The sequence below is a fragment of the Aequorivita xiaoshiensis genome (assembly GCF_022008395.1).
GTDB lineage: Bacteria > Bacteroidota > Bacteroidia > Flavobacteriales > Flavobacteriaceae > Aequorivita > Aequorivita xiaoshiensis.
This window is the reverse complement of the sequence record NZ_JAIRBB010000001.1, coordinates 54723-77763: the sequence shown is the minus strand read 5'-3', so window position 1 is coordinate 77763 and position 23041 is coordinate 54723. Positions and strand designations below refer to the sequence as shown.

Annotated in this window: 14 protein-coding genes and 2 tRNA genes; 7 read left to right on the top strand and 9 right to left on the bottom strand. The window is 35.7% G+C overall.

The window, feature by feature from the left end:
* Positions 1–26: 26 nt before the first annotated feature.
* Positions 27–3866, bottom strand: a complete 3840-nt coding sequence (gene porU, locus K8344_RS00315) for a type IX secretion system sortase PorU (protein WP_237606267.1) — start codon at positions 3864–3866, stop codon at positions 27–29.
* Between the two features lie 226 nt (positions 3867–4092).
* Between porU and gldJ the strand changes: the two genes are divergently transcribed.
* Both gldJ and K8344_RS00305 read left to right on the top strand, forming a co-directional pair.
* The gene (gldJ, locus tag K8344_RS00310; RefSeq protein ID WP_237606853.1) at positions 4093–5766 is read left to right on the top strand and encodes a gliding motility lipoprotein GldJ; all 1674 of its coding nucleotides are present in this window, start codon (positions 4093–4095) and stop codon (positions 5764–5766) included.
* A 79-nt stretch (positions 5767–5845) separates the two neighbouring features.
* Entirely contained in the window at positions 5846–7126 is a 1281-nt protein-coding gene (locus K8344_RS00305; protein WP_237606265.1) for a UDP-N-acetylmuramoyl-tripeptide--D-alanyl-D-alanine ligase, read from the top strand.
* 132 nt (positions 7127–7258) lie between these two features.
* On the opposite strand, the gene K8344_RS00300 is transcribed toward K8344_RS00305, so the two are convergent.
* Positions 7259–8239, bottom strand: coding sequence for a YitT family protein (locus tag K8344_RS00300; protein ID WP_237606263.1), 981 nt, complete (start codon positions 8237–8239; stop codon positions 7259–7261).
* A gap of 147 nt (positions 8240–8386) precedes the next feature.
* Between K8344_RS00300 and K8344_RS00295 the strand changes: the two genes are divergently transcribed.
* Both K8344_RS00295 and K8344_RS00290 read left to right on the top strand, forming a co-directional pair.
* Positions 8387–8461: transfer RNA gene (locus tag K8344_RS00295), tRNA-Val, on the top strand.
* A gap of 255 nt (positions 8462–8716) precedes the next feature.
* The gene (locus K8344_RS00290) at positions 8717–10651 is read left to right on the top strand and encodes a M1 family metallopeptidase (RefSeq protein WP_237606261.1); all 1935 of its coding nucleotides are present in this window, start codon (positions 8717–8719) and stop codon (positions 10649–10651) included.
* A gap of 132 nt (positions 10652–10783) precedes the next feature.
* On the opposite strand, the gene K8344_RS00285 is transcribed toward K8344_RS00290, so the two are convergent.
* On the bottom strand, positions 10784–12637 hold the full coding sequence (locus K8344_RS00285; protein WP_237606259.1) for a M56 family metallopeptidase: 1854 nt from the start codon (positions 12635–12637) through the stop codon (positions 10784–10786).
* A 2-nt stretch (positions 12638–12639) separates the two neighbouring features.
* A complete protein-coding gene (locus K8344_RS00280; RefSeq protein ID WP_237606258.1) occupies positions 12640–13005 on the bottom strand; it encodes a BlaI/MecI/CopY family transcriptional regulator in 366 nt (121 codons plus the stop codon).
* Between the two features lie 205 nt (positions 13006–13210).
* On the opposite strand from K8344_RS00280, the gene K8344_RS00275 reads away from it, so the two are divergent.
* On the top strand, positions 13211–13786 hold the full coding sequence (locus tag K8344_RS00275; protein WP_237606257.1) for a PhnA domain-containing protein: 576 nt from the start codon (positions 13211–13213) through the stop codon (positions 13784–13786).
* Between the two features lie 251 nt (positions 13787–14037).
* On the opposite strand, the gene K8344_RS00270 is transcribed toward K8344_RS00275, so the two are convergent.
* The 3 genes from K8344_RS00270 to K8344_RS00260 form a co-directional block, all read right to left on the bottom strand.
* A complete protein-coding gene (locus tag K8344_RS00270) occupies positions 14038–15789 on the bottom strand; it encodes a tetratricopeptide repeat protein (protein WP_237606256.1) in 1752 nt (583 codons plus the stop codon).
* 5 nt (positions 15790–15794) lie between these two features.
* Positions 15795–17567: a TPR end-of-group domain-containing protein gene (locus tag K8344_RS00265; RefSeq protein ID WP_237606255.1), complete on the bottom strand. Its 1773-nt coding sequence runs from the start codon at positions 17565–17567 to the stop codon at positions 15795–15797.
* A gap of 243 nt (positions 17568–17810) precedes the next feature.
* Positions 17811–19199: a dipeptidase gene (locus K8344_RS00260; protein ID WP_237606254.1), complete on the bottom strand. Its 1389-nt coding sequence runs from the start codon at positions 19197–19199 to the stop codon at positions 17811–17813.
* A 195-nt stretch (positions 19200–19394) separates the two neighbouring features.
* Here K8344_RS00260 and K8344_RS00255 point away from each other — a divergent pair.
* A tRNA-Leu gene (locus tag K8344_RS00255) sits at positions 19395–19476 on the top strand.
* Positions 19477–19743: 267 nt separating this feature from the next.
* On the top strand, positions 19744–20256 hold the full coding sequence (locus K8344_RS00250; protein WP_237606253.1) for an NADPH-dependent FMN reductase: 513 nt from the start codon (positions 19744–19746) through the stop codon (positions 20254–20256).
* 208 nt (positions 20257–20464) lie between these two features.
* Here K8344_RS00250 and K8344_RS00245 read toward each other — a convergent pair whose 3' ends face one another.
* Both K8344_RS00245 and K8344_RS00240 read right to left on the bottom strand, forming a co-directional pair.
* Positions 20465–21727, bottom strand: coding sequence for a T9SS type A sorting domain-containing protein (locus K8344_RS00245; RefSeq protein ID WP_237606252.1), 1263 nt, complete (start codon positions 21725–21727; stop codon positions 20465–20467).
* Positions 21728–22019: 292 nt separating this feature from the next.
* On the bottom strand, positions 22020–22943 hold the full coding sequence (locus tag K8344_RS00240) for a ClpXP adapter SpxH family protein (protein WP_237606250.1): 924 nt from the start codon (positions 22941–22943) through the stop codon (positions 22020–22022).
* Positions 22944–23041: the final 98 nt, after the last annotated feature.

The following is a 23041-nucleotide window of genomic DNA, read 5'->3' as shown; positions in this document are numbered from 1 at the left end:
ATTTTGGGCAAATATAATTTTAATTTTTAAAGGATAACGAGTTTCTCAAATTTTTCAACTCGCTGATTGGTTAACGCAGATTTAACTGTAATCTTATATACATATACACCTTTTCCTATTTTATCTCCAAAATCGTCGCGACCATCCCAAGTAATTTCTCGAGATAGATAGCTTCCAGATGGCGGAATAGCTGCATTCTTGGTCCAAACTACTTTCCCAGTAACTGTAAAAACTTGCACTTGCACATCTAGTGTTTCATCAGGTCTGTTGTGGTTAAACCAGAATTCTGTGTAGTTTACAAAGGGATTTGGATAGTTTAAAACGCGAGTTATTTCTAATTTTTCATTACCAGCAACTACAAATTGAATCTCTGCAGTGGAAGAATTGTTATAAACATCCCAAGCTTTTAGCTTTAAAGTGTGCAATCCATCTTCTAAATCACGAAACTTAAAGGTTGCTGTGCCTTTAGTGTAATCGTCCACTTCGGCTTGGTAAAATTCGTTTAGTACAAATGGATTAGATTCATCTCCGTCTAGTGTAGCTACAATATCGTGACCAATTCCGCTGGCAGTATTTATTCCATTTGGATCTTCTAGTTTTGCTAATAAGATAGGGGAGTCGTCTGTTATGCCACCCGAAACGAAACTTTCGTCGTTCATAAATAACTTAATAAGTGGGCCTTGGTTGTCTTCAGGAGCATTTTCATTTAATCCTCCTACGTTAATATCTAGGTTTACACCTGCTTGATCTTCTAAAGCGTTTTCTCGTTCGGCATAAAGACTAACTCTACCTTTGCCTACCGGAATTTGGATATCTCGAGGAACAACAAATTCAAAGTCGAATTGCCCATTTTGTATAGATGCTTGCCCGTTAAATAATACTTCACCTAATACTTCAAAATCCATTATTTCACCAATATTGTCGTTGTCTAAGGTTTGGCGTTGTACTTTTTTATCGAACACTTTCGCGCCAAGAGTACCATTGTAATCTGTAATGGGAGTACCATTCGGACTTAAAATTTGACCGCTAAATTTAACCTTGCTCAAGGCTTTAAGTGTGTCGGTAGCTTGGCCAATTGGAACATCGTTTAAATGAGTGATTTGAATATCTTTTTTTGGAAAAGCAAGATTCATCGCTGGGTCTCCAATATAAAAAACTACACGACGAAGTGGAGTTCCTATTCCTAAGTCGGCTTTTGATAGGCGAAGTCCTTCAGAGGGAGCAACCGGTACATCTCTACCATAGCCAAAAAGGTGTTCGGCTAGATATTCATTAAAAGTCACCCCCGTTCTAATAAAAATTGCACGGGTAGTAGTAACCATGGAAATTGCACCGCCTTCTTTGTTTTGATAAGTTAATTCACCAGCGGTAATGCGAAGCGGGTTATCAAACTTTGTGAATTCGCAAGTTACGGTTATAACACAAGGCAGTTTGTTTTTGTTTTTAAGTCCTTCCGCTATTCCTTTTGTGTATATAAATTCGTGTGCTAGTCCGTCTTCACCCCCGTGGCCAAAGTAATCGAGGATAATTGCTCCAGCTTCAAATGCAGTTTTTATGGCTTCATTTACGTCAGGGTATCTATTTCCACCAGCGGATGCTTGTTGCTGGTATGAGTCGGAGTGAATTTTCTTTACATTTATAAAAGGTTTTTCGTCTGAAATTTGATCCCCGAGGGCATCGAGATTACGCTGTAAGGTTGCGTCTGTACTATTGTCGGCATCATCAGAAACTAAAACAAAATTTGTTCTCCAGTTGCCATAAGTGCTTTCAGAGGTGTAGTTGATTACCTTGTCGACCATTGCATTGGCTAAGGAAACATTGTCTGCAACAATTCTTCCCATTGCGATATCTAACAAATCAATATCGCCAGACCTTTGCCCGATAGTACCTTCATTTTCATCCATATTTCCAAAGAAATCATCAGACATAAATGAAAAACTTATACTAGTACTCGATAAGGTATGAAAAGTTGGTACTATATTGTTATTGTTTGAAATCCTGTTTTTATAATCTATAGAGGTGTCTCCTAATATACCAACAAATTTAACGCGATTAGCTTCAGAAGAAGCGTTGAAATATACATATCGAATAAAGTTACGAATTGCCGATATATCTTGACTGCCAGAGCTAAACTCTTCGTAAATCTTATCTGTAGTAACCACTTTTACATTAAGGCCGTTTAAGTTTTTATGGTGATTTGCAAGGCGTAATGCAGGTTGAATTAAAAAAGGAGCCGTTATAATAATGTAGTCGATATCTTTAAATTGTCCCGATTCATCTTTAAATATACTTCCTTTTAAATTTTGGTTTGCTACTGCAGATTGAGAAATCTTAATAGGGGTGAAGTAGTCGTTTGGATTAATAGCTACATATTTTCTGAGCCTGCCTAAATTTTGTTTGAAACTTATTGAAGATGCGTTTTCTTCATTTTTTTTTGAAGTGATAAACTGTGGGTCCGTAACATCCCAAATCTGACTTATCTGACTTGCATTTGCCAGTTGATAATCTGCCACTCCACTTAGATTTACAGCATCGTTATATTGAAAAACCATTTGTTTAGCTGTCCCAGTAAGTTTTCTTTTAACCCATATACTAATATAGTCTAAGTATCCTATACTAGACGGATTTCCATTGTTGTTATAAGCTAGGTCAATTGTTACCGACTCTCCACTAGCAGGAACTTCGGTGTCAAGTTCAGATAAGTTTAAAAGTCCAGAAGAGCCTAAAGCAGAAAATGTAATAGGATTAAGGCTGGTGCTATTTACTGTTACATTCATAGAAGTAGCACTTTCGGATGCTGCGGCAGCCTTAATTAATATTTTCATGGGAGCACCCGATACAATATTAGGGAAGTCGAAAGTAAAGCTTTGTTCACTTTGAATGTCGAATCTGTTTCCAAACCATCTTCTCCCCAATTTCGTTGGACTTTCCTCGTCTTTTTCGTGAAATTGATAATCGTCAAATTCATCGATACTCATAGTAGCCGAAGCGGTTGGTTCAACCATTGGAGTTATCCGCTTTCCGCTTTCGCCACCTGCTGTAATATAATAATAGGACTCATCGGTATAAGGGTTGATGTTGGAGTCGTTTTCTTCAACATAACCTTTAGTGTCTGTTCCGTAAAATAGTATGTAATCGCCAGAATCAAAGCTTCCGTCTGCTTCTCCAATTACTTGTATTGGCGTTTCAGGTAAGTCGAAAAACCTGTTTTCAGCATTTAATAAGGGTAGCGATTGTCCGCCGTGCCCATAGATTTTTATGGTTTGCGGGTTAATTCCGTCGGTATTCATGCCTAAGCTATTTAAAAAAGCTTTGTCAATTTTATGAACACCGGTTTTTTCAACTTTAAATTTAAACCATTGTCCTTGTGATAGAACAGAATTTGTAATGCCTGGAGGCATATTACGACTCTGCGGCCCGTAATTATAATCAACTTTTAATGCTGTAACGCGTCTATAACTCCCATTTGAACCTACAATTGGAGAAACAATAAATGTTGTAAAAAGCTTTTCTCTAGATTTTGTACTAACGAGCTTATAGGTCAGCTCATTTGGAATTAAATCTGTATTTAGTTTGCTAACAGCGCTTGATGACAGTGGAGCATAGGTAACGTTGGTAACTCTTACTGAATTTTTATCGGCGAAGCCTTGATCCTCCCATTGTGTACCATAGCTAATGGATTGTTCATTAATTTGAAGTTTTAATTCTTCAAGTTTTTCTTGCTTTGTAGCATTATCTGAAAAATTATTTCCTGTGGATTCAACAAATTCAGGTTTGTTGTTCCAGCTAATTGAAATGTTTCGAGACTGTGCTATACCTATAGATGGGATGCAAAAAAGTAGTAATAAAAATAATTGTTTTTTCATCAATATTATTAACGCTTTAAATAAACAGTTAGTATAGCTAATCCTTTTTAATAACTTTGTGCAATATTTTAATTAGGATAATATTATCAAAACTAATACGTTTGCTATCGTGAAAAGGATTTTTGACAAAGCCTTTACTAGAACGCAATAATAATAAAATATTATTGTGATTTTGTCGTTAATTACTATATTGCGAACCCAATTCTCACATATTTTTGAATTTATGATGTTAAGAAAAAACCTTGCATTAAAGCTATTTGTTGCTGCCCTTGCAGCCACAGTATTTGTTAGTTGCAATAAATCTAGAGATTACAAAGACAGTTCTCGTGCTACCGGATGGAAGCTAAACTCTAAAGAAGGCGGCTTTCAGTACGACCCTCAGTTTAATGAACAAGAAACTGGTCCTGGACTAGTATTTATTGAAGGAGGTACATTTACCATGGGCCGTGTTCAGGATGATCCTATGCACGACTGGAATAATACCCCAAACCAACAGCACGTTCAATCTTTTTATATGGACGAAACCGAAGTAACGAACCTAATGTACTTAGAGTATTTAGATTGGTTAAAGAAAGTTTTCCCACCTTCTAACGAAAATTATCGCAGAATTTACGAAGGAGCTGTTCCTGATACATTAGTTTGGAGAAATCGTTTAGGTTTCAACGAAGTGATGACTAATAACTACTTGCGTCACCCTGCCTATGCAGAGTATCCAGTGGTAGGAGTTAGCTGGGTTCAAGCAGTAGAATTTAGTAAATGGCGTACCGATAGAGTTAATGAAATGATTCTAGAAAACGAAGGCGTTACTTCTAGAAATGCTCGTTATGAAGTGGAGCCAGGTGAAACCTTTAGCACTGAAACGTATCTTAATGCACCAACTAAAACATATGGTGGAAACGATTCGATTACAAGAGGAGGAAAAAAATCTGAAGCTATTGCTAAGAGAAGTAAGGATAGTACAAACCTATTTATTCAACGTCAGGATGGAATGTTGCTACCGGCATACCGTTTACCAACGGAAGCTGAATGGGAGTATGCTGCTTTAGGTTTAGTAGGACTTCGTGAGTACAATGCATACAGAGGTAGAAAAAAATATCCCTGGGAAGGACAATACACTCGCTCTGGTAAGAGAAGATCATTAGGTGATCAGATGGCTAACTTTAAGCAAGGATCTGGTGATTACGGTGGAATTTCTGGATGGAGTGATGATGGTGCCGATATTACTGCTCAAGTAAAATCTTATGCGCCTAACGATTACGGTTTATACGATATGGCTGGAAACGTTGCAGAATGGGTAGCAGATATTTACAGACCTATTATCGATGACGACTTTAACGACTTTAACTACTATCGTGGAAATGTTTACACAAAAAACGCAATTGACGAGAATGGTCAAGTAAAAGTTGTTACTATGGATTCAATAGTTTACGACACCTTAAGCAACGGTAGAATTATAGCACGTAACTTACCTGGTGAAATTCTTCAAGTACCAGTTGATGAAAAGGATACTTACTTAAGAACAAACTTCTCTAAAGCTGATAACCGCGATTTTAGAGATGGTGATAAAGAATCAACTAGATATTACCAATCATTCCAAAACGATTTTGGAGAAACTGGTGATGATACTAAAAGGATGTACAATGCGCCAGTTCACAATGTATACGCTGATACCACAGGGCAGTTAGATCGCGTTTATGACAAATCTAATAACCGTACTACTTTAATTAGTAACGAAGTTAGAGTGTACAAAGGTGGATCTTGGAGAGATAGAGAGTATTGGTTAGACCCGGCTCAAAGAAGATATTTCCCGCAAGATATGGCTTCAGATTTCATTGGCTTTAGATGTGCTATGAGTCGTGTTGGTTCTAAATCTAAAAAAGGAAAGAAAGCGAGAAACTAAAGTTCAAACTTTTTTTAAAAATTATACCCTTCGAAGTGATAAACTTTGGAGGGTTTTTTTATATATTCACACTAAGTTTATGGATATAAAAACAATACATCAAAACTTTTTAGAAAGCTCTGGAGTAAGCACTGACTCTAGGAATATTCCTGTAAAATCAATCTTCTTTGCATTAAAAGGTGATAATTTTAACGGCAATATGTTTGCACAAGAAGCTTTAGATAAAGGAGCTTTTAAAGTGGTGATCGATGAAAAGAAATTTCATAAAGATACTGGAGAAACAATTCTAGTAGAAAACGTTCTTGTAACGCTACAGCAATTGGCGTACTTCCATAGAAATTATTTAGGGCTTCACATTATATCGCTTACTGGAAGTAACGGTAAAACCACTTCAAAAGAACTTATAAATACAGTTTTATCTAAAAAGTTTATAACGGTTGCTACTAAAGGTAATTTAAACAACCATATAGGAGTGCCACTTACGTTGCTTTCGATGGATTCGGAAACGGAGATAGGGATTGTTGAAATGGGCGCAAATCATCTAGGTGAAATTAGAATGCTAAGTGAAATAGCAAAACCTGATTTCGGATATATTACGAATTTTGGAAAAGCGCATTTGGAAGGATTTGGTAGCCTAGAAGGTGTAATACAGGGGAAGACTGAACTTTATCAGTTTTTAAAAGATCACAATAAAAAAATATTTGTTAACGCTAACGATGCAAAACAACTGGAAAATTCTAAAGGGATATCTAGAATTACCTTTGGAGACTCAAATGCTGATTTTATTATAAAGCTTTTAGATGGTTCTAACCACCTTCTAGTGGAGTACGATGGTATTGAATTACAAAGTAATTTGGTAGGTTTATACAACTTCGCAAACATTTCTGCAGCTATCGCAATAGGCGCTTATTTAAACGTTTCAGTTAACGACATTAAACAAGGGATAGAAGAGTATGTTCCATCAAACAACCGTTCACAATTGATGCAGCGGGGTTCAAATACTATATTGTTGGATGCTTATAATGCAAACCCAACAAGCATGATGGCGGCCTTGGAAAATTTCAAACAAACTAAAGGAGATACCAAAATTGTATTTCTAGGTGACATGTTCGAGCTAGGAACAGAATCTGAAGCTGAACATCAAAATATTGTAAACTTCTTAAAAGAAAACAATTTTACAAAAGTGTTTTTAACGGGAGGTAATTTTTATAAAGCAAAAAATAATGCTTCACATATAAAGCAGTTTAAAACATTTGATGACTTAAAAAAAGTGATAAAAACTCAGGAGCTAGAAAATGCTACTGTTTTGATAAAAGCATCAAGAGGAATGGCTTTAGAGCGAATTTTGGATCTTATATAATTGAGGTGAAATTACTTCATCGTTACTGATGCATTGCAGCTGACTTCCAGAGATGATTAGTGTTTTTGGCATTCAACTTTACTTGAGAAGAATCAGCTTTTAGTGGTTAGCCGAAATTATATAAATATAAATCTATTTGTCGAATTTTTTAATTGGCTTCTTTTTAATCATTCCGCCTTTGGCGTCTTTAATGGAAGTCATAATTATAAAGGCATTGCTGTCAATTTTTTCTACTTCAGTTTTTAGTTTTGTCATCTCTAATCTAGTTATAACTGTGTATACTACATCTACAGGTTTGCGCACTTCTCCGTTTTGTGAGTAACCTTTTTCGGCTTTAAATAAGGTACAACCTCGTCCCATTTTTTGAATAATAGCAAGTCGAATTTCATCACTATAATCTGAAATAATGGTTATTCCCATAAACTCTTCAATACCGTCTATCACAAAATCTACAGTTTTTGAAGCTGCGAAATAGGTGAGAATAGCATAAAGAGCAATTTCGGTAGAAAGGAAATAGGCAGCATTTATAAAAATGATTACGTTAAATAGTAGTATAACGTTACCAACAGTTAAGTTCGTTTGGCGGCTTATATAAATAGCAAGAACCTCTGTGCCGTCTATAATCGCCCCACCACGGATGGCCAAACCGATTCCGAGTCCTAAAAAGAGACCTCCGAATGAGGCAATTAAAATCTTATCATCTGTTATTTGTGGAAATGGAATTAGAGCAACAGCTATTGCTAAAAAGGTAATTCCCATTACACTCTTTACAGCAAAGCTTTTTCCTACAGTAAAATAGGCCATTATTAAAAAAGGGAGGTTAAAACAAACGAGTAATAAGGGTAGTGAAATGTTTGTAAGCTCATTTACCATAAGCGAAATCCCTGTAATACCTCCGTCTATAAAACTATTTGGCATTAAAAATCCTCTAAGTCCAAATGAAGCAGCTAAAACTCCAAGTAGAAGGTAGAAAAATTCATAAATTTCGTGTTTAACTTCTACTTCAAGGTTTCTTACACTTTTGTCAAAAGACGATTCGTTTTTTGCATTTTTTGGTCGTTGGTTTTGTCTTTTTACAACCGATATGATAATTTTTTTGATGAATGGAATCAAAAAGTAGTTTTTTTATGGTTAATCGATTTCAAAGATAAACCATAAAAACCCTCTCACAAGATTTAATTTTTATAGAATTTGAATTTTTTTTTAAAAAATGTTTGTTGGTATTAAAAAGTAACCTATATTTGCAACCGCTAAGTGAAAGGGCGATTAGCTCAGCTGGTTCAGAGCACCTCGTTTACACCGAGGGGGTCGGGGGTTCGAACCCCTCATCGCCCACTAACTTTCAAAAGCCGAAGTGTATACTTCGGCTTTTTTTATGGAATATTTTGTCTATATATTATACTCGCAAACGGATCAAGTCAAAAAGTTGTGGGATTCTAAGATTATGCAAAAATCGTTGCTAATCTGAATAGAAAGAAATCTACGTTCCTTACTCCCGTTGCTGCGTAGGTCTAGGACAATAATATAATTTAGTTGTAATCAAATCACATTTCATTATCTTCGCTAGTTGACTTATAAAAATTGAATAATATGAAGTATTTCAATAGCAGTTTATGGATTATGCTGCTTTTTTCCGTTGTGCATTTTACCCTATATGCACAAGATGTAAACCCAAACAATCAAAATCTTTTCGATAATTTCACTTATAGACAGGGAAATGAATATCGCACAGCTTCGGGAAAACCAGGTCCGAAATATTGGCAAAACTCAGCCGATTATCAGCTTGATGTAACTTTAGACGAGAAAAATCACATGGTTAAAGGGAATGTTGCTATTCAATACACCAACAATAGTCCTGAAGAGCTAGATTTTATTTGGTTATACCTAGAGCAAAATCGTTTCACAGAAACTTCGCGTGGTACTTTAACTTCCCCTCTTGAAGGAGGGCGTTATAGTGGAGACGTTGAAGGTGGCTATAAACTTTCAAATTTTTCAGCTAAAACGAAAACAGGAACTTCTTCTAAATACCTAATTTCAGATACGAGAATGCAAGTTTTCTTAGATGAGCCTCTTGCAGCTAATGGAGGACAGGTTGAGATAAAAATGAATTTTGAATACAAGATTCCTGTTGAAGGAATGGACCGTATGGGCAGGTTTGAAGCTAAAGACGGAACTGTATATGCCATTGCACAATGGTATCCGCGTGTAGCAGTTTTTGACGATGTGGTAGGTTGGAATACAGATCCGTATTTGGGAGCAGGAGAATTCTATTGCGAATATGGAGATTTTGATGTAAAGATTACCGCTGCTGCAGATCAAACAGTTGTATGTTCAGGAATACTACAAAATCCAAATGAAGTACTTACACAAATTCAACAAGAGCGTTTAGCAAAAGCTGAGAAAAGTGATAAAACAGTTTACATTATTAAACCAGATGAAGTTGGGAAATCGGTAGCTCAAGCTAAAAAGAAAGGCACGCTAACTTGGCATTTTAAAATGGAAAATACACGCGATGTAGCATGGGCTTCCTCTAGAGCTTTTATTTGGGATGCAGCAAAAATGAATCTAGGAAATGGAAAAGTTGGGTTGGCTCAATCTGTTTATCCTAAAGAAAGCGATGGCGAACACGCTTGGGGCCGCTCTACCGAATATACTAAGGCTTCTGTAGAGTTTCACTCTAATACTTATTATCCTTATCCATATCACAATGCGATTAATGTAGCAACTAGTGTAGGTGGAATGGAGTATCCAGGAGTTAGTTTTTGTGGGTACCAAAGAGGAGGAGCATCACTTTGGGGTGTAACTGATCACGAATTTGGACACAACTGGTTCCCAATGATTGTTGGTAATAACGAACGTCGTTATCCGTGGATGGACGAAGGCTTAAATATTTTTATCAATCACTACAGTACAGCTGCCTTTAATAATGGGGAATATCCAACAAGAACAGACAAACCGCGTGATTTGGTTCAATACCTAACCTATGGAAATCGCGAAGGAATTGACACTTATCCAGATATTGCTAATGCACGAAACTTAGCCTATACAGCGTATTATAAGCCAGCTGCTGGACTTTACATGCTTAGAGAATACATTTTGGGTGAAGAGCGATTCGACTATGCTTTTAAGAGTTATATTCGTCATTGGGCATATAAGCATCCGCAGCCTAACGACTTCTTTAATCATATTGAAAATGCTGTAGGTGAGGATTTATCTTGGTTTTGGAAAGGGTGGTTCTTTGGAAATGGAAATATAGATTTGGGAATATTGTCGGTAGAGCCTTACCAAGGAAACTATTTAATTACTGTTGAAAACAACGGTGATATGCCAATGCCAGTGGAATTGCTAGTAACTTATAATGATGATACTAAAGAAACCATCAAGCTTCCTGTTGAAATTTGGCATCGAGGTAATGTTTGGAGTCACCTACTTAAAACAGATAAGCAGGTAAAACGCGTTGTTCAAGACCCAAACAAAATGATACCTGATATCAATATATTAAATGATACTTGGAATAAGTTGTAATCCGTTTAACCATAAAAAAGCCTCTAAAATTTAGAGGCTTTTTTTATGTCTGTTCGAGCGCAGTCGAGAACTATGGGGTTTCGACTTTAGTTTATCTTGAGCGTAGCCGAAAGACTCGACCAGACAGTTAATTTAGCATCCACCTAAAATAACTTTTGGATAATTACTTACATCTATAGTTGCTTCGTTGTTTTTTGTAACTAATTCAATGGCTTCATCGGCGCTGTACTTATGTGGGCCTATATAGAAAGTAGCACCTTTTTTAGCGAGCTCTTTTATGTATTCTGCAGTATTCGAATTTGGTGGTGGCGGAGCTTGAACTGCTGTATATAAATTTCCATTTTCTATTGAAGGTGCTTTAGGGGTGGGAGGCGGTGGCGGAATATCGCTTTTCTCACCTTTCTTTACTTTTGGAGCTGGCGGTGGCGGAGGTGGTGGCGGAATACATTCGGGAAAAGGTTGCGCCTTGGCCTTTTGTGCATCGCTCATTTTGCGGTAGATAGTTTCCAAACGTTCTAAATCCTTCTTTGTAATGATGCGTTTTTCAATAGTTACTGCGTTGCATTTTATTGCGAGTTTGTTGTATTCGGCGAGTTCTGCTTCGGTGGCTTTTTGTTGAATAATTTTGCCAGTGTTTACGTCTCTTTCAAAAGGTTCTCTAACTTGAATTGACCACGGATTGTTTTTATCATTTTTCACATTAGCTCTTACAGCTTTACTTTTTTTAAGATCTTTTAAATATACTTTGTGTAAAACTTCGGCTTCTTCAATCGTTTTTCCTGCGTAGGAATTAACTATAAAATTCGTGTCTAAATTAGCATCTTCCATATTTTTTAAGTGAGACATGCTTAGTTTTCTAATATTACTAGCATAGAAGATTTCTATTATTTTTTCAGCTAAATTTTTATCCTTATCGGTATAAAATCCCACATTGCCAGAAATATATTTTTGCTTTTGCTCAGCTGTTAAATGTGTATTTCGTTTGTTGATTTCAGTCTTGAGGTTTTCAAGTTTAACTGGAATTCCGTTTAAAGTTAATTTTGAGTTTTGATCAATTACAACCCTAATATCTTCAATGGTGTCGCTTGCAAAAACACCGGTGTTATCAACTTGTTCTATTAATACTTCTTTTGTGCTAAACCCATAAATTAGTATAGATAGCAACGGTAGCAATAAAATACTTCGCCACGCAACAGCTCTTTTTGAGGTATGTGTTTTCATAATTGTAAATCGTTTTTTGATTAATAAATATTTGATTGAATGTGCTAATGAGGGCGTTAAATCATCTCGATAGCTACCAGGAGATGAAAACGCCAATAATATTTTTTGATAATTTGAAGTTTCTACACCTGCGTTTAAAACGGCACGGTCTGCTAAAAATTCGTGGTTTAGTTTAATACTTTTTTTTATGAAATAAAACAGCGGATTAAACCAGAATACAATTTGTAAAAGTTCAATAAAAATTACGTCCAAACTGTGTTTTTGACGTGCGTGCGTTTCCTCGTGAAGCATTACTTCCGCAGGAATTTGGTGATTCTCAAATTGTCTTTTATTCAGAAAAATATAGTTGAAAAATGTATGTGGAATTACTTTTTCATTTAAAAGAATATTGATGAAACGGTTGTTTTTGTACTTCGTATTCTTCCTAATTTTTTGAATTAAACAGAAAAAATTTCTGAAAAATTTCACACTGAAAAACAAAACCCCCAACATATAAATCACCCAAAGAACAAACGGCCAATTATGGATAGGTTGTTCGGCTGGAGTGAAATTTATTTGTGACGCCGCTTCCGAAGACACTGGAATAATCGGTGAAGCTTCAACGTAAGTTGTAAAAGTGATAAGTGGAATTAAAAGCGAAGCCAATAAACTTCCCCATAAATAAAAGCGCTTAAAATTATGAATGGAAGTGTTTTCTAAAAACAGTTTGTAAAAAGCGAAAAGTACGGCGAGAATTGTGGCGGATTTTAATAAAAATAGTTCCATAATTACTTCTTTTTAATTTCAGAATCGATTAAAGTTTTTAATTCTTCCAGCTCTTTTTTGGAGAGATTGGTTTCTTCCGTAAAAAATGAAGCAAATTGCGTGGGACTATTATTAAAGAAATTCTTAATCAACCCATTTACGTGTTTTGAAAAATAATCCTTCTTTTTCACCAAAGGAAAGTACTCGCGCGACCGCCCCAGCTGAATATAGTCTACAAATTTCTTGTCTTGCATGCGTTTTAAAAGCGTGGCAACTGTAGTTGTGGCGGGTTTTGGCTCAGGATAGGCTTCAACTAAATCTTTCATAAAAGCACGCTCCTTTTTCCAGAGGAGTTGCATTAATTGTTCTTCAGCGTTTGAGAGAGTCATTATTGAGATTTTAAAATTAACTCTACAAATGTAGAACAATTATTTTAATTCTACAAGTGTAGAGCAGTTAATTTTGTCTTTTTGACTAATATGGGGATTCATTGGGTCATACGTATTCAACTAGTGGTAGGTAAATCTCACGAAAAATATATCTTTGCCTCATCAATCTCCAAAGCCTTGGCAACGGACTTAATTATTTTACATTATGAGCCTAGAAAAAGAATTACAACAAAGAAGCGAAAACAAATGTGAATTATGTGGAAACGTAGAAAACCTCGGTGTTTTTGAGGTGCCTAATTCTCCAATGAGTGGAGCCGATGCCTCAGTTTACATCTGTAGTACGTGTAAGAATCAAATTGAAGATCCAGAAAAAGTAGATGCAAATCACTGGAGATGCTTAAACGATAGTATGTGGAGCACAGTGCCAGCAGTTCAAGTAATGGCGTGGCGTATGCTTAACAGATTAAGAGCTGAAGGTTGGCCCCAAGATTTGTTGGATATGATGTATATGGAAGATGATGTAAAGGAATGGGCAAAAGCTGGTGTTGCAGAAGCAAAAGCAGATGCCGTTATTCACCGTGATAGTAATGGAGTTGTATTAGAAGCAGGAGATTCAGTAGTCTTAATTAAGGATTTAAAAGTTAAGGGAAGTAGCATGGTTGCCAAACAGGGTACTGCAGTACGAAGAATTTCCCTAGATCGTGAAAACGAAAAATATATTGAAGGTAGGGTGGATGGACAGCAGATTGTGATTATCACAGACTATGTAAAGAAAGTATAAACAATTAGAGCTGTCAGGTGTTTTTTTATTATCCTGCAAGGTGTTGCCGCAGGCCTCATTGTAGGTATAAAAAAGAGGTCATTGTCCCCCATTTTCCCCAAAATAAAATAGCATTAGACTAACCTCGTAAACTCATAGATTACTCTAATAGTTTATATCTACCCATTTTGTGAGTTTAGACCTGACAGGTTTCTAAAACCTATCAGGTCTTTTGATATGCTGCAGGCCATCTTGCCAGCACTAAATAGCTCCTAATACTTATACCCAAGTTTTTTAATAAAATCTTTAAATCGAGCTTGGTTTCTATAAGCTTCAAACATAGGTTCGTTTGGTAATTCAATTAGCCCAAGATCTTTATTAGCATGTGCTTTTTCCAACCAATAGTACATTTTATCTTCTTTTTCAAGCACTGCATAGGTAGCAGCAATTTGATAGCTCCAGGACTTTTCATGATCAGCAATCAATTTCATTATGGCTGTCTCAGTTTTTTCGTGATCACCTAAAAAATGATAAATTATAGCCTCAGTATGTAACCTAAAACCGACTAAAGGTTCTTTTTTTATCACCTCTAAGGCCTGGTTATACTTCTCCTGGTTTATTAATATTAATGCATACAACGAATAGGCAACATCTTGATTTGGATTTAGTCTAATGGATTCCTCAATATGTTTTTCAGCCTCTTTAAAGTTATTAGCCATATAATAAGTATTGGCCAAACTGTAATAGTTAGAAGCGTTTACAGGATCTATTTTTATTACTCTTTTGTGAATCGCTATGGCTTCTTCTGTATTCCCTCGTAAAAGTGCGACTTCAGAAGCTCGGTGCAAGGCGGTTTCGTTATTGGGATCTAATTGTAAGGCCTTTTGTGCAAGTTTTCCTGCTTTTCCAATATCATTTTCATACTCTAAGGAAAGTAAAGACATGAATGCATAGATTTCAGCATAGGTACTGTCTGCTTTTATGGCTTTTTCGGCTACATCGTAGGTTAACTTTTTTCCTGTTTCATAATCAATAATTCCGTAGTTGTTTTGTGAATGATAAATATTACCTAATGTTATCAATGCTGCTGCGTAGGTAGAATCTATAGCTAAGGATTGTTTTAATAGCCTTTCAGATTTTAGCAAAGACTCGACATTGTAATTATTTTGATAGATATAACGTCCTTCCAAAAACAAAGCATACGCATCAGTATTTGATTCTGTTACACTTGGGATTATATTGTCTAAAATTCGCAATTGAAGATTTTCTGCAACTGCTTCGGCTATTTCATTTTGAATTTGAAAAATGTTTGTAAGTTCTTTTTCCCAAGTCTGCGACCAAATATTATTATCGCCATCGGTTTCAACAAGATTTACATTCACTCTAATTATACTGTCTTGAGTGCGTACGCTGCCTTCTAGAATATAAGAAACATTTAAGGTTCTTGCTATTTCCTGCAGGTCTATATTTTTGTTTTTAAATGAAAAGGCCGAGGTGCGTGACGTAACTTGAAGTTCGTTTATTTTGGCGAGTGAGTTTAACACTTCTTCAGCCAATCCATCCGCAAAATACTCTTGTTGTTGGTTTGGCGACATATCAGAAAATGGTAATACAGCAATCGATTTATCTGCTTTCGTCTCGAGTGCAATTGCGTTTTCTTTATTTTCAGAACGCAGCCTAAATCTATCTACAAATAATAAGATTATTGCTATGGCTAAAAATGCGATAATAAAAGTGTTGAGTTTTTGCCCTGTTTTTTGTGTGATGGACTTTTCCTTCGGGACATTTTTAGTTTTTTTAATACCGTCTGTAGTGATTTCAAAAAACCAGGAGATACAGATCCAAACAGGAAGTAAAACGATTAGGATAATCAAAATCATTTTCCCAAACCAAATAGGAGCGTTAATTATAGGGCCAAGAATCGAGATGACCTGAAGTAAAACCCATGAAAAAATTAAATAAGAAACTGTGCCTTTAAAGACATTCCTACGTTTTAATTCGTTAAAAAAATCGTTGAGATTCATTTGGTTTATTTTTCAATTTTCGGAAACCCCATTTTTTCAATAAACTTGTGCCATCTCTTATCGGAATGTAAGCTTCTGAAACGGGGCTCAGACAACACTTCATTTAAGCCCACGTCGTGAACTTTATATGCTTTGGTTAGCCATTTAAATGCATTTTCCTTATCGTTTCTAAAAGCGTAGCTTTCGGCAATTTGATAAGCCATGTCATTAGTATATTTAGAAATAAGCTCTTGCATGTAGGCGTCAGACTTTTCTATATCGCCAAGTTTAAAGTAGATATCGGAATGTATCTGTAGACTCCAACCTTCATCATCTTCTTTTTTAATAGCCTCCAATGCTGCAGCTAATTTATTTTGTTGTAACAGAATTCGTGCGTAATAATAATGTAAAGCATAGCGATTTGGTTGTAATTCAATACAAGTTTTAGCGGTCTCCACTGCCTTATCAAGTAGGTCTGCACAGTAGTATGCATTCATTAATTGATAATGTGTATCTGGATTAAGTGGGTCTAAACTTGCTGAGTATTCTTGAAGTCGAACAGCGCTTTCTACATTGCCTAAAGACAAAGCAAGCGTGGCGGTAAGACTAATAATTTCAGGGTTTGAACCATCTAATTTTAAGGCAATTTCATTTAGGTGTTTCGCCTTTGCAAAATTCCAATCATAACTCAATTCATCATCTGCCAAATAAGCATAAGCGAGTGCATTTTTCGGGTCTATTTCCAAAACTTTCTTGGTTGCTTCTTTGGCTAACGTATAGCCTTGCTCAAACCCCAGTGTTCCATTATTTCCTTGAGTTTCATAAACTCTTGAAAGCAGTAACCAAGCTGGTATATAATTGTTGTCTATACTTAGAGCTTGTTTCGCTAAATCTACTGCTTCAATTAGTTTTTGTTTATCGCTAGAAAAATGGGAAGCTTGTACCGCTTGTAAATATAATTTGTAGGCTTCGGGATTGGTCTTAATCGACTTTGGAAGCGGTTTTGATTTTAATAAATTAAGTTCTAGTGCATTAACTACTGCTGCAGATACTTCATCTTGGATTGCAAAAATATTATCTAATTTTCTATCGTAAGTTTCCGACCATAAATGCTTGTCGTTTTTTGCATCGATAAGCTGTGCTGTAATGCGAAGAAGATTCCCCGATTTGCGAACACTGCCTTCTAAAATGTAAGTTACATTTAGTTTTTGAGCAATCTCTGGAAGTTGTAAATCTGAGTTTTTAAATGAAAATGTTGAAGTACGAGAAGTGACTTTTAATGGTTCTACTTGTGTTAAAAGATTAAGAAGTGCTTCAGTAAGACCATCTGCGAAATACGAATTGTCATTTTTTTCAGAAAAGTCCTGAAATGGAAGTACAGCAATTGTTTTTGAATGAGAAGCAAGGGATGGAATATCAAAATTGTTTTCAGAAACCTTATCGGTTATTACAAATCTGTCGATAACCAAGACAACTAAACAAATTACTAGAAAAGCGATGATGATTTTGTTAAGTCGCTTCCCAGTTTTTCTGCGAATGGAAGCCGATTCTGAAACTTGGCTAGTGCGTTTTAAACCCGATGGAGTAAATTCATATATCCAAGAACCAATAAGATATAGAGGAAAACATACCAAAAGTAAATAAAATAGACTTTTTGAAATCCATAAGGGCATTTCCATAATATCACCCAATAGTACAGCTATACGTAAAAGTAACCAAGCCACTACTATATAGGAAATAGCACCTTTTATTACATTACGTCGCTTTAACTCATTCCAAAAACTGTTTTTACGTTTCACAATTTAGTGGATCTCTTTAGAAATCTATTCCTAAAGATAAGGAAATAATATTTTTTATCTTAAAATATGTAGGTTGGAAATATCAATTTATTGAAAGTAGTGTGTTGATTTTTACGGATTTATGCGTAAAGCTAAGATGGATTTACTAGGTGTTGTATTCGTTTTTCGAGAAGTGTAAATAAATAATTAGACCTGACAGGTTTCTGAAACTCGTCAGGTCTAGAATATATTTTTAATATTTAATTATTTACTCATTTCAGTAAAATAATGGTAAAACTGAGGAATAGTTTCAATTCCTTTTAAATAATTCCAAACGCCAAAGTGCTCATTTGGAGAGTGGATTGCATCGCTATCTAAGCCAAAGCCCATTAAAATTGTTTTACTCTTCAACTCTTTTTCAAACAAAGCTACAATTGGAATACTTCCACCACTGCGTTGAGGAATTGGTGTTTTTCCAAATGTTTCTTCGTAAGCTTTTTCTGCAGCTCTATAGCCTAAACTATCTATAGGTGTAACATAAGCTGTTCCTCCGTGATGAGGTTTAACTTTTACGCGTACACCTTTTGGAGCGATACTTTCAAAATGGTTTTTGAAAAGTTCGGTGATTTTCTCCCAGTTTTGATCAGGTACTAAACGCATGCTTATTTTAGCAAAGGCTTGACTTGCAATTACAGTTTTTGCTCCTTCGCCTATATATCCACCCCAAATTCCATTTACATCTAAGGTTGGACGTATAGAATTTCTTTCATTAGTTGAGTAGCCTTTTTCACCATAAACAGAATCGATGTCTAAAGCTTTTTCATAATCTTTTAGGTCGAAAGGTGCCTCTGCCATTTTCTCGCGTTCATCCTTTGAGAGTTCTTCCACATCATCATAAAATCCTGGAATAGTAATGTGGTTGTTCTCGTCGTGAAGGGATGCAATCATCTTAGCTAAGATGTTTATAGGATTTGCCACAGCTCCTCCGTAAAGACCGCTATGAAGATCACGATTAGGACCTGTAACTTCTACTTCAACATAACTCAAGCCTCGAAGTCCGGTAGTAATAGAAGGTGTATCTTTAGATATCATCCCAGTGTCGCTAATTAAGATTACGTCGTTGGCAAGTTTTTCGCGGTTTCGGCTAATAAACCATCCTAAACTTTCACTTCCAACTTCTTCTTCACCTTCAATCATAAACTTAACATTGCACGGCAATTGGTTGGTTTCTGTCATATATTCCAACGCTTTTACATGCATATACATCTGTCCTTTATCGTCACAACTTCCTCGAGCAAATATTGCACCTTCAGGATGAAGCTCAGTTTCTTTAATAACTGGTTCAAATGGCGGACTTGTCCATAGCTCCAACGGGTCTGGTGGTTGCACATCATAATGACCATATACTAAAACAGTTGGTAAGTTTTTATCGATAATTTTTTCGCCATAAACAATCGGATATCCTGGAGTTTCGCAGATTTCAACTGAGTCACAGCCAGCTTTTTCAAGTTGCACTTTAACGGCTTCAGCTGTTTTTAGCACATCATTTTTGTAGGCAGGGTCTGCACTAATTGATGGTATTTTTAAAAGCTCGATTAATTCGTCTAAAAATCGATCTTTATTTTGTTCAATGTAGGATTTTGCGCTTTTCATTATTTTATTTTTGAAGAATTGCTAAAGTACAAAACACCACTGAAACAGCGTACTAAATAGGGGAATTGCTGTTTAGGTTTAACTAAGTTTTAGCAGAATTTAAAATTTTTAAAAATTTTTATTTCAAAAACCAAAATCTTGTTTATATTTGCACTCCTTTTACAAAGAGTCCTAAGTTTTGTAAAAGATTAAAATGCGGGCGTGGTGGAATTGGTAGACACGCCAGACTTAGGATCTGGTGCCGCGAGGTGTGGGAGTTCGAGTCTCCCCGCCCGCACGTAATGAAAAGCTGACTGTAAAAAGTCAGCTTTTTCTATTTATATAGTTAAGTGTTTTAGTTTAATTGTGCGGACTCGAAGAGTCAGTAACTACAGCTTCTCTACGAAAGTAGGGAAGCTTTTTGTTTTAATCTACTTTATACTAAAATGTTATGCTAATAATTATAAAAGTAGAAGCGAGAGTTGTTATAGCATTTTATGGTTAAAGGCAACATAGTCTCAACAGCATATATTTTTGTAATTTGTACTGACTAAAAGTAAAATCCATGCGAATTTTAGGAATATCTGCTTCTGCAAGCATATTTAGCAGTAACTATCATCTTTTAAAAGCAGTTCAGCGATTGCGGCAGGATAAGGACGAAATGCAGGTTTTTGAGGGTCTACAAGATTTTGATTTGTTTAGTCCTTCCAGATTAACAGCGGGCATTCCTAAAAATATCCTTGAATTGAAACAAAAAATTGATGCTGCTGAATTGATAATTATTGCTACTCCTGAATACACACATAACATCCCTGCAGTATTAAAAAACTTAATTGAATGGTGTACAGCTTCTGGGGAATTTGCACAAAAGAATGTTCTTCCCATAACATTTACACCTTATGAACCTAGAGGGGCACACGCAATGACATCATTATTACAATCGCTTCAAACAATGAAAGCTAAGATTGAAACTCAGCTCCCACTTTATAAGACAGACGTAGAAATTAAAGAAAATCAAATAGAGTTGCCGGCCGAAGTTGTAGCGCTTTTAAATACTGCGATTGACTTGTATCGATAAGTTGAAATTACTTCAATTTCCAACCTTTACCTAAAATTGAATGGTTCTTCGGTAAGAATTATTGGTTGCAACTTACAGTATTCTCCAAATTTATGCAGTCTATGCCTTTAATCTTAAATGTGAATAAACGTGTATAGCAAACAAAAAAGCCGTCTCATTTAAAAAAGTGAGACGGCTTTTAAGCTTTAAGAAATCTAATTTATTTCTATTATTTTTTTACAATTTTTAGGGTTTCAGTAAGTCCGCCTTCAAAAGTTGCTTTCACTAAATAGATACCTGATTTTAGAGTGCTTAAATCAATTTTTCCATTTGAAATTGTGCTTGAATTTAGGATCATCTGCCCCATTATATTATAAACCTCAATCGAGTCTACAGTTTTCTGTGATTGAATAGTCAGCACGTCGTTTACTGGATTTGGGTAAAAATCAAAGTCAACTGATGTGAAATCAGAAACGCCTAAGGTTTCACATTCTCCTGCAACGAAAAATATAGATTCTGCTTCTAATGGCATCCACGTAGCACCTCCATCTTCAGACAACATAGTAATTGCACCATCTGTGCCGTTTTCTGTAGCTGCCCACCACACAGTAGAAGGCTCTGGAGTAGTAATTTTTGGTTCTAGCCAATAAACTCCTTCCGTAAAAAGAACAGTTTCAGTAAGGTCAAATACAACGTGATACACAGGCTCGTCGTATAATGCTGCGTAAGCTATAGCAGATGTTACATCAGCCTCAATTACCTCAAGTACCTCTCCTGGTATTCCATTATTATTTGCTCTAATATTGAAAACACCGTGATCTGGAACCTGAACTTGATTTGTACTAAGTGAGATTTGTTGAAGTGCAAAAGTAGTATTAGCTTCAACTGTAAAATCGTTGGCTACAAATGTGTTTGGATTGAGTGGATCTAAATTAAATGCAGCATCAACGCTTGGAGCATTCCCTAAGCCTTGAAAGCAATCAAAATCTGGTTCAGGCACAACCACATCGCCCATACAATTTACCTTTATACTTACAGTAGTCGGTCCGCTTGTTTCATACAAATCGGCAATAATATAATAAGTAGTACCTTCAACTAATTCTATATATTCCGAGTGCTCTCCTGTCCAATAAAAACCAGTGATATTCCCGGCCATATTGCCACAGGCATTCATAATCATAAAATCTGCATCGCCTGCACCTTGATCTAAATCCATTATGTGAAGACCCGAAGCTGTAGCTGTAAATTCAAATACTTGCTCCGATCCAGTATAGTTATAAGGAACGTTTGAATAATTTGTCCAATATCCCGCATTTGGAACCAAGTCCGCAGTATATTCGGTATCGCATTCTATCACGATTTTCTCATCACAAGGTATGTCATTTAGTGGATTGCCTTGGTTGATTGCAGTACTTGCCTGCAAAGTCACTCCTGAAAAAAGTGTAATCATTAGAAGACTTAAAAGTCTTTTTGTAGGTAATTTTTTAAACATTGTAAAATAGAGTTTTTTGTTAACAGGGCGTAAACTTAAAGAAAAATTGCCGTTTTGCAATTGTATATAAAAATATTTCAGAAAGAGTCTTATTCTATATCATCGACACCTACTAATGTATTATTGATTCCATAAAATATCAACCATTTTGAGCGGGTTATTTTAAGGTGTGTGATTATTAGATTTGGGTTGTTTTTTAATATATAGTTTTAAATTAAACTTTCTACAAAAAAAGGATAAGCTATGTGTAAAGCCTACCCTTTTAATTACAATTATACTTTCTAAACTTAGGCTATTTTATTTTCCAAATAGAACCATTTTTAGTCGATAGTTTTTCTAAAGAACCTTTGGCTGTTAGTTCGTTCAATACGTTTTCACTTTCCTCTCTAGGCGTACCTGATAATTCAGAAAACTCCTTAGCTGTAAGAGTAGGGTAGGTAGCAAAAAGTGATTCCCAATTTTTACTGTATTCGCTTTTCAAGATATTTGGATTCGTTTTCAAAATTGCCATTTCATAAAACGCATAAGGTCTAGCGCCGTAAACGGTTTCTTTATTCCCGTCGTTGTCGACTACGAAAATTGTAGGAAATCCTCTAACACCGTATTCTCTTGCAGTTTTTAAATCGTCTTGAAATAATGTTTTTGCCCTTCCTTCAAAATCCGATTTTAACTGCGCAACATCAAGACCAACATTTCTGGCAGCAGTTGCTAAATGTTCCCATTTCGCAATATTTTTCTTTTGTAAGAAAACCATTTCACGAATTTCGCGCATAAATAAATTGGCTTTCTCTTTATCTTGCATTTGTGCTGCCTTATAGGCAATAGAAGGTGGGTATGATGAATCTAAGGGGTCTTCTAACCATAAATCTCCGTCAATTGGCATATCGTAATAGACGCTAACTTCATCCCAATGTGAAGCAACATCAGATGGTTTTCCTATACCTCCACTATTGTAACTCCAATCTGGTAAAAGACCACCCATTCTGTATTCAATTTCGATATGGGCTCCATACTCTAACTTCAGTTTTCTCAACTGAGGTTCAATTCCCCAACAAGAAGAACAAATAGGGTCGGTGAAGTAAACTAGCTTAACTGATTTAACTGTGGCTTGAGCTTTTTCTACTGTTGAATCTTGCATATCTTCGCCTGGCATTTCGCAAATTCCTGTTTTTGGATCGCAAAGCAGTGGATTATTTTTTATTTTATCGTTGTTCATGATATTGTTTTTAAATTATTATCTATTTACTTGAATACATTTACTGTAGCTCTATTTGTTTCAGGTTTAAGGTGTTATGTTTTCAAGTTTGAATACAA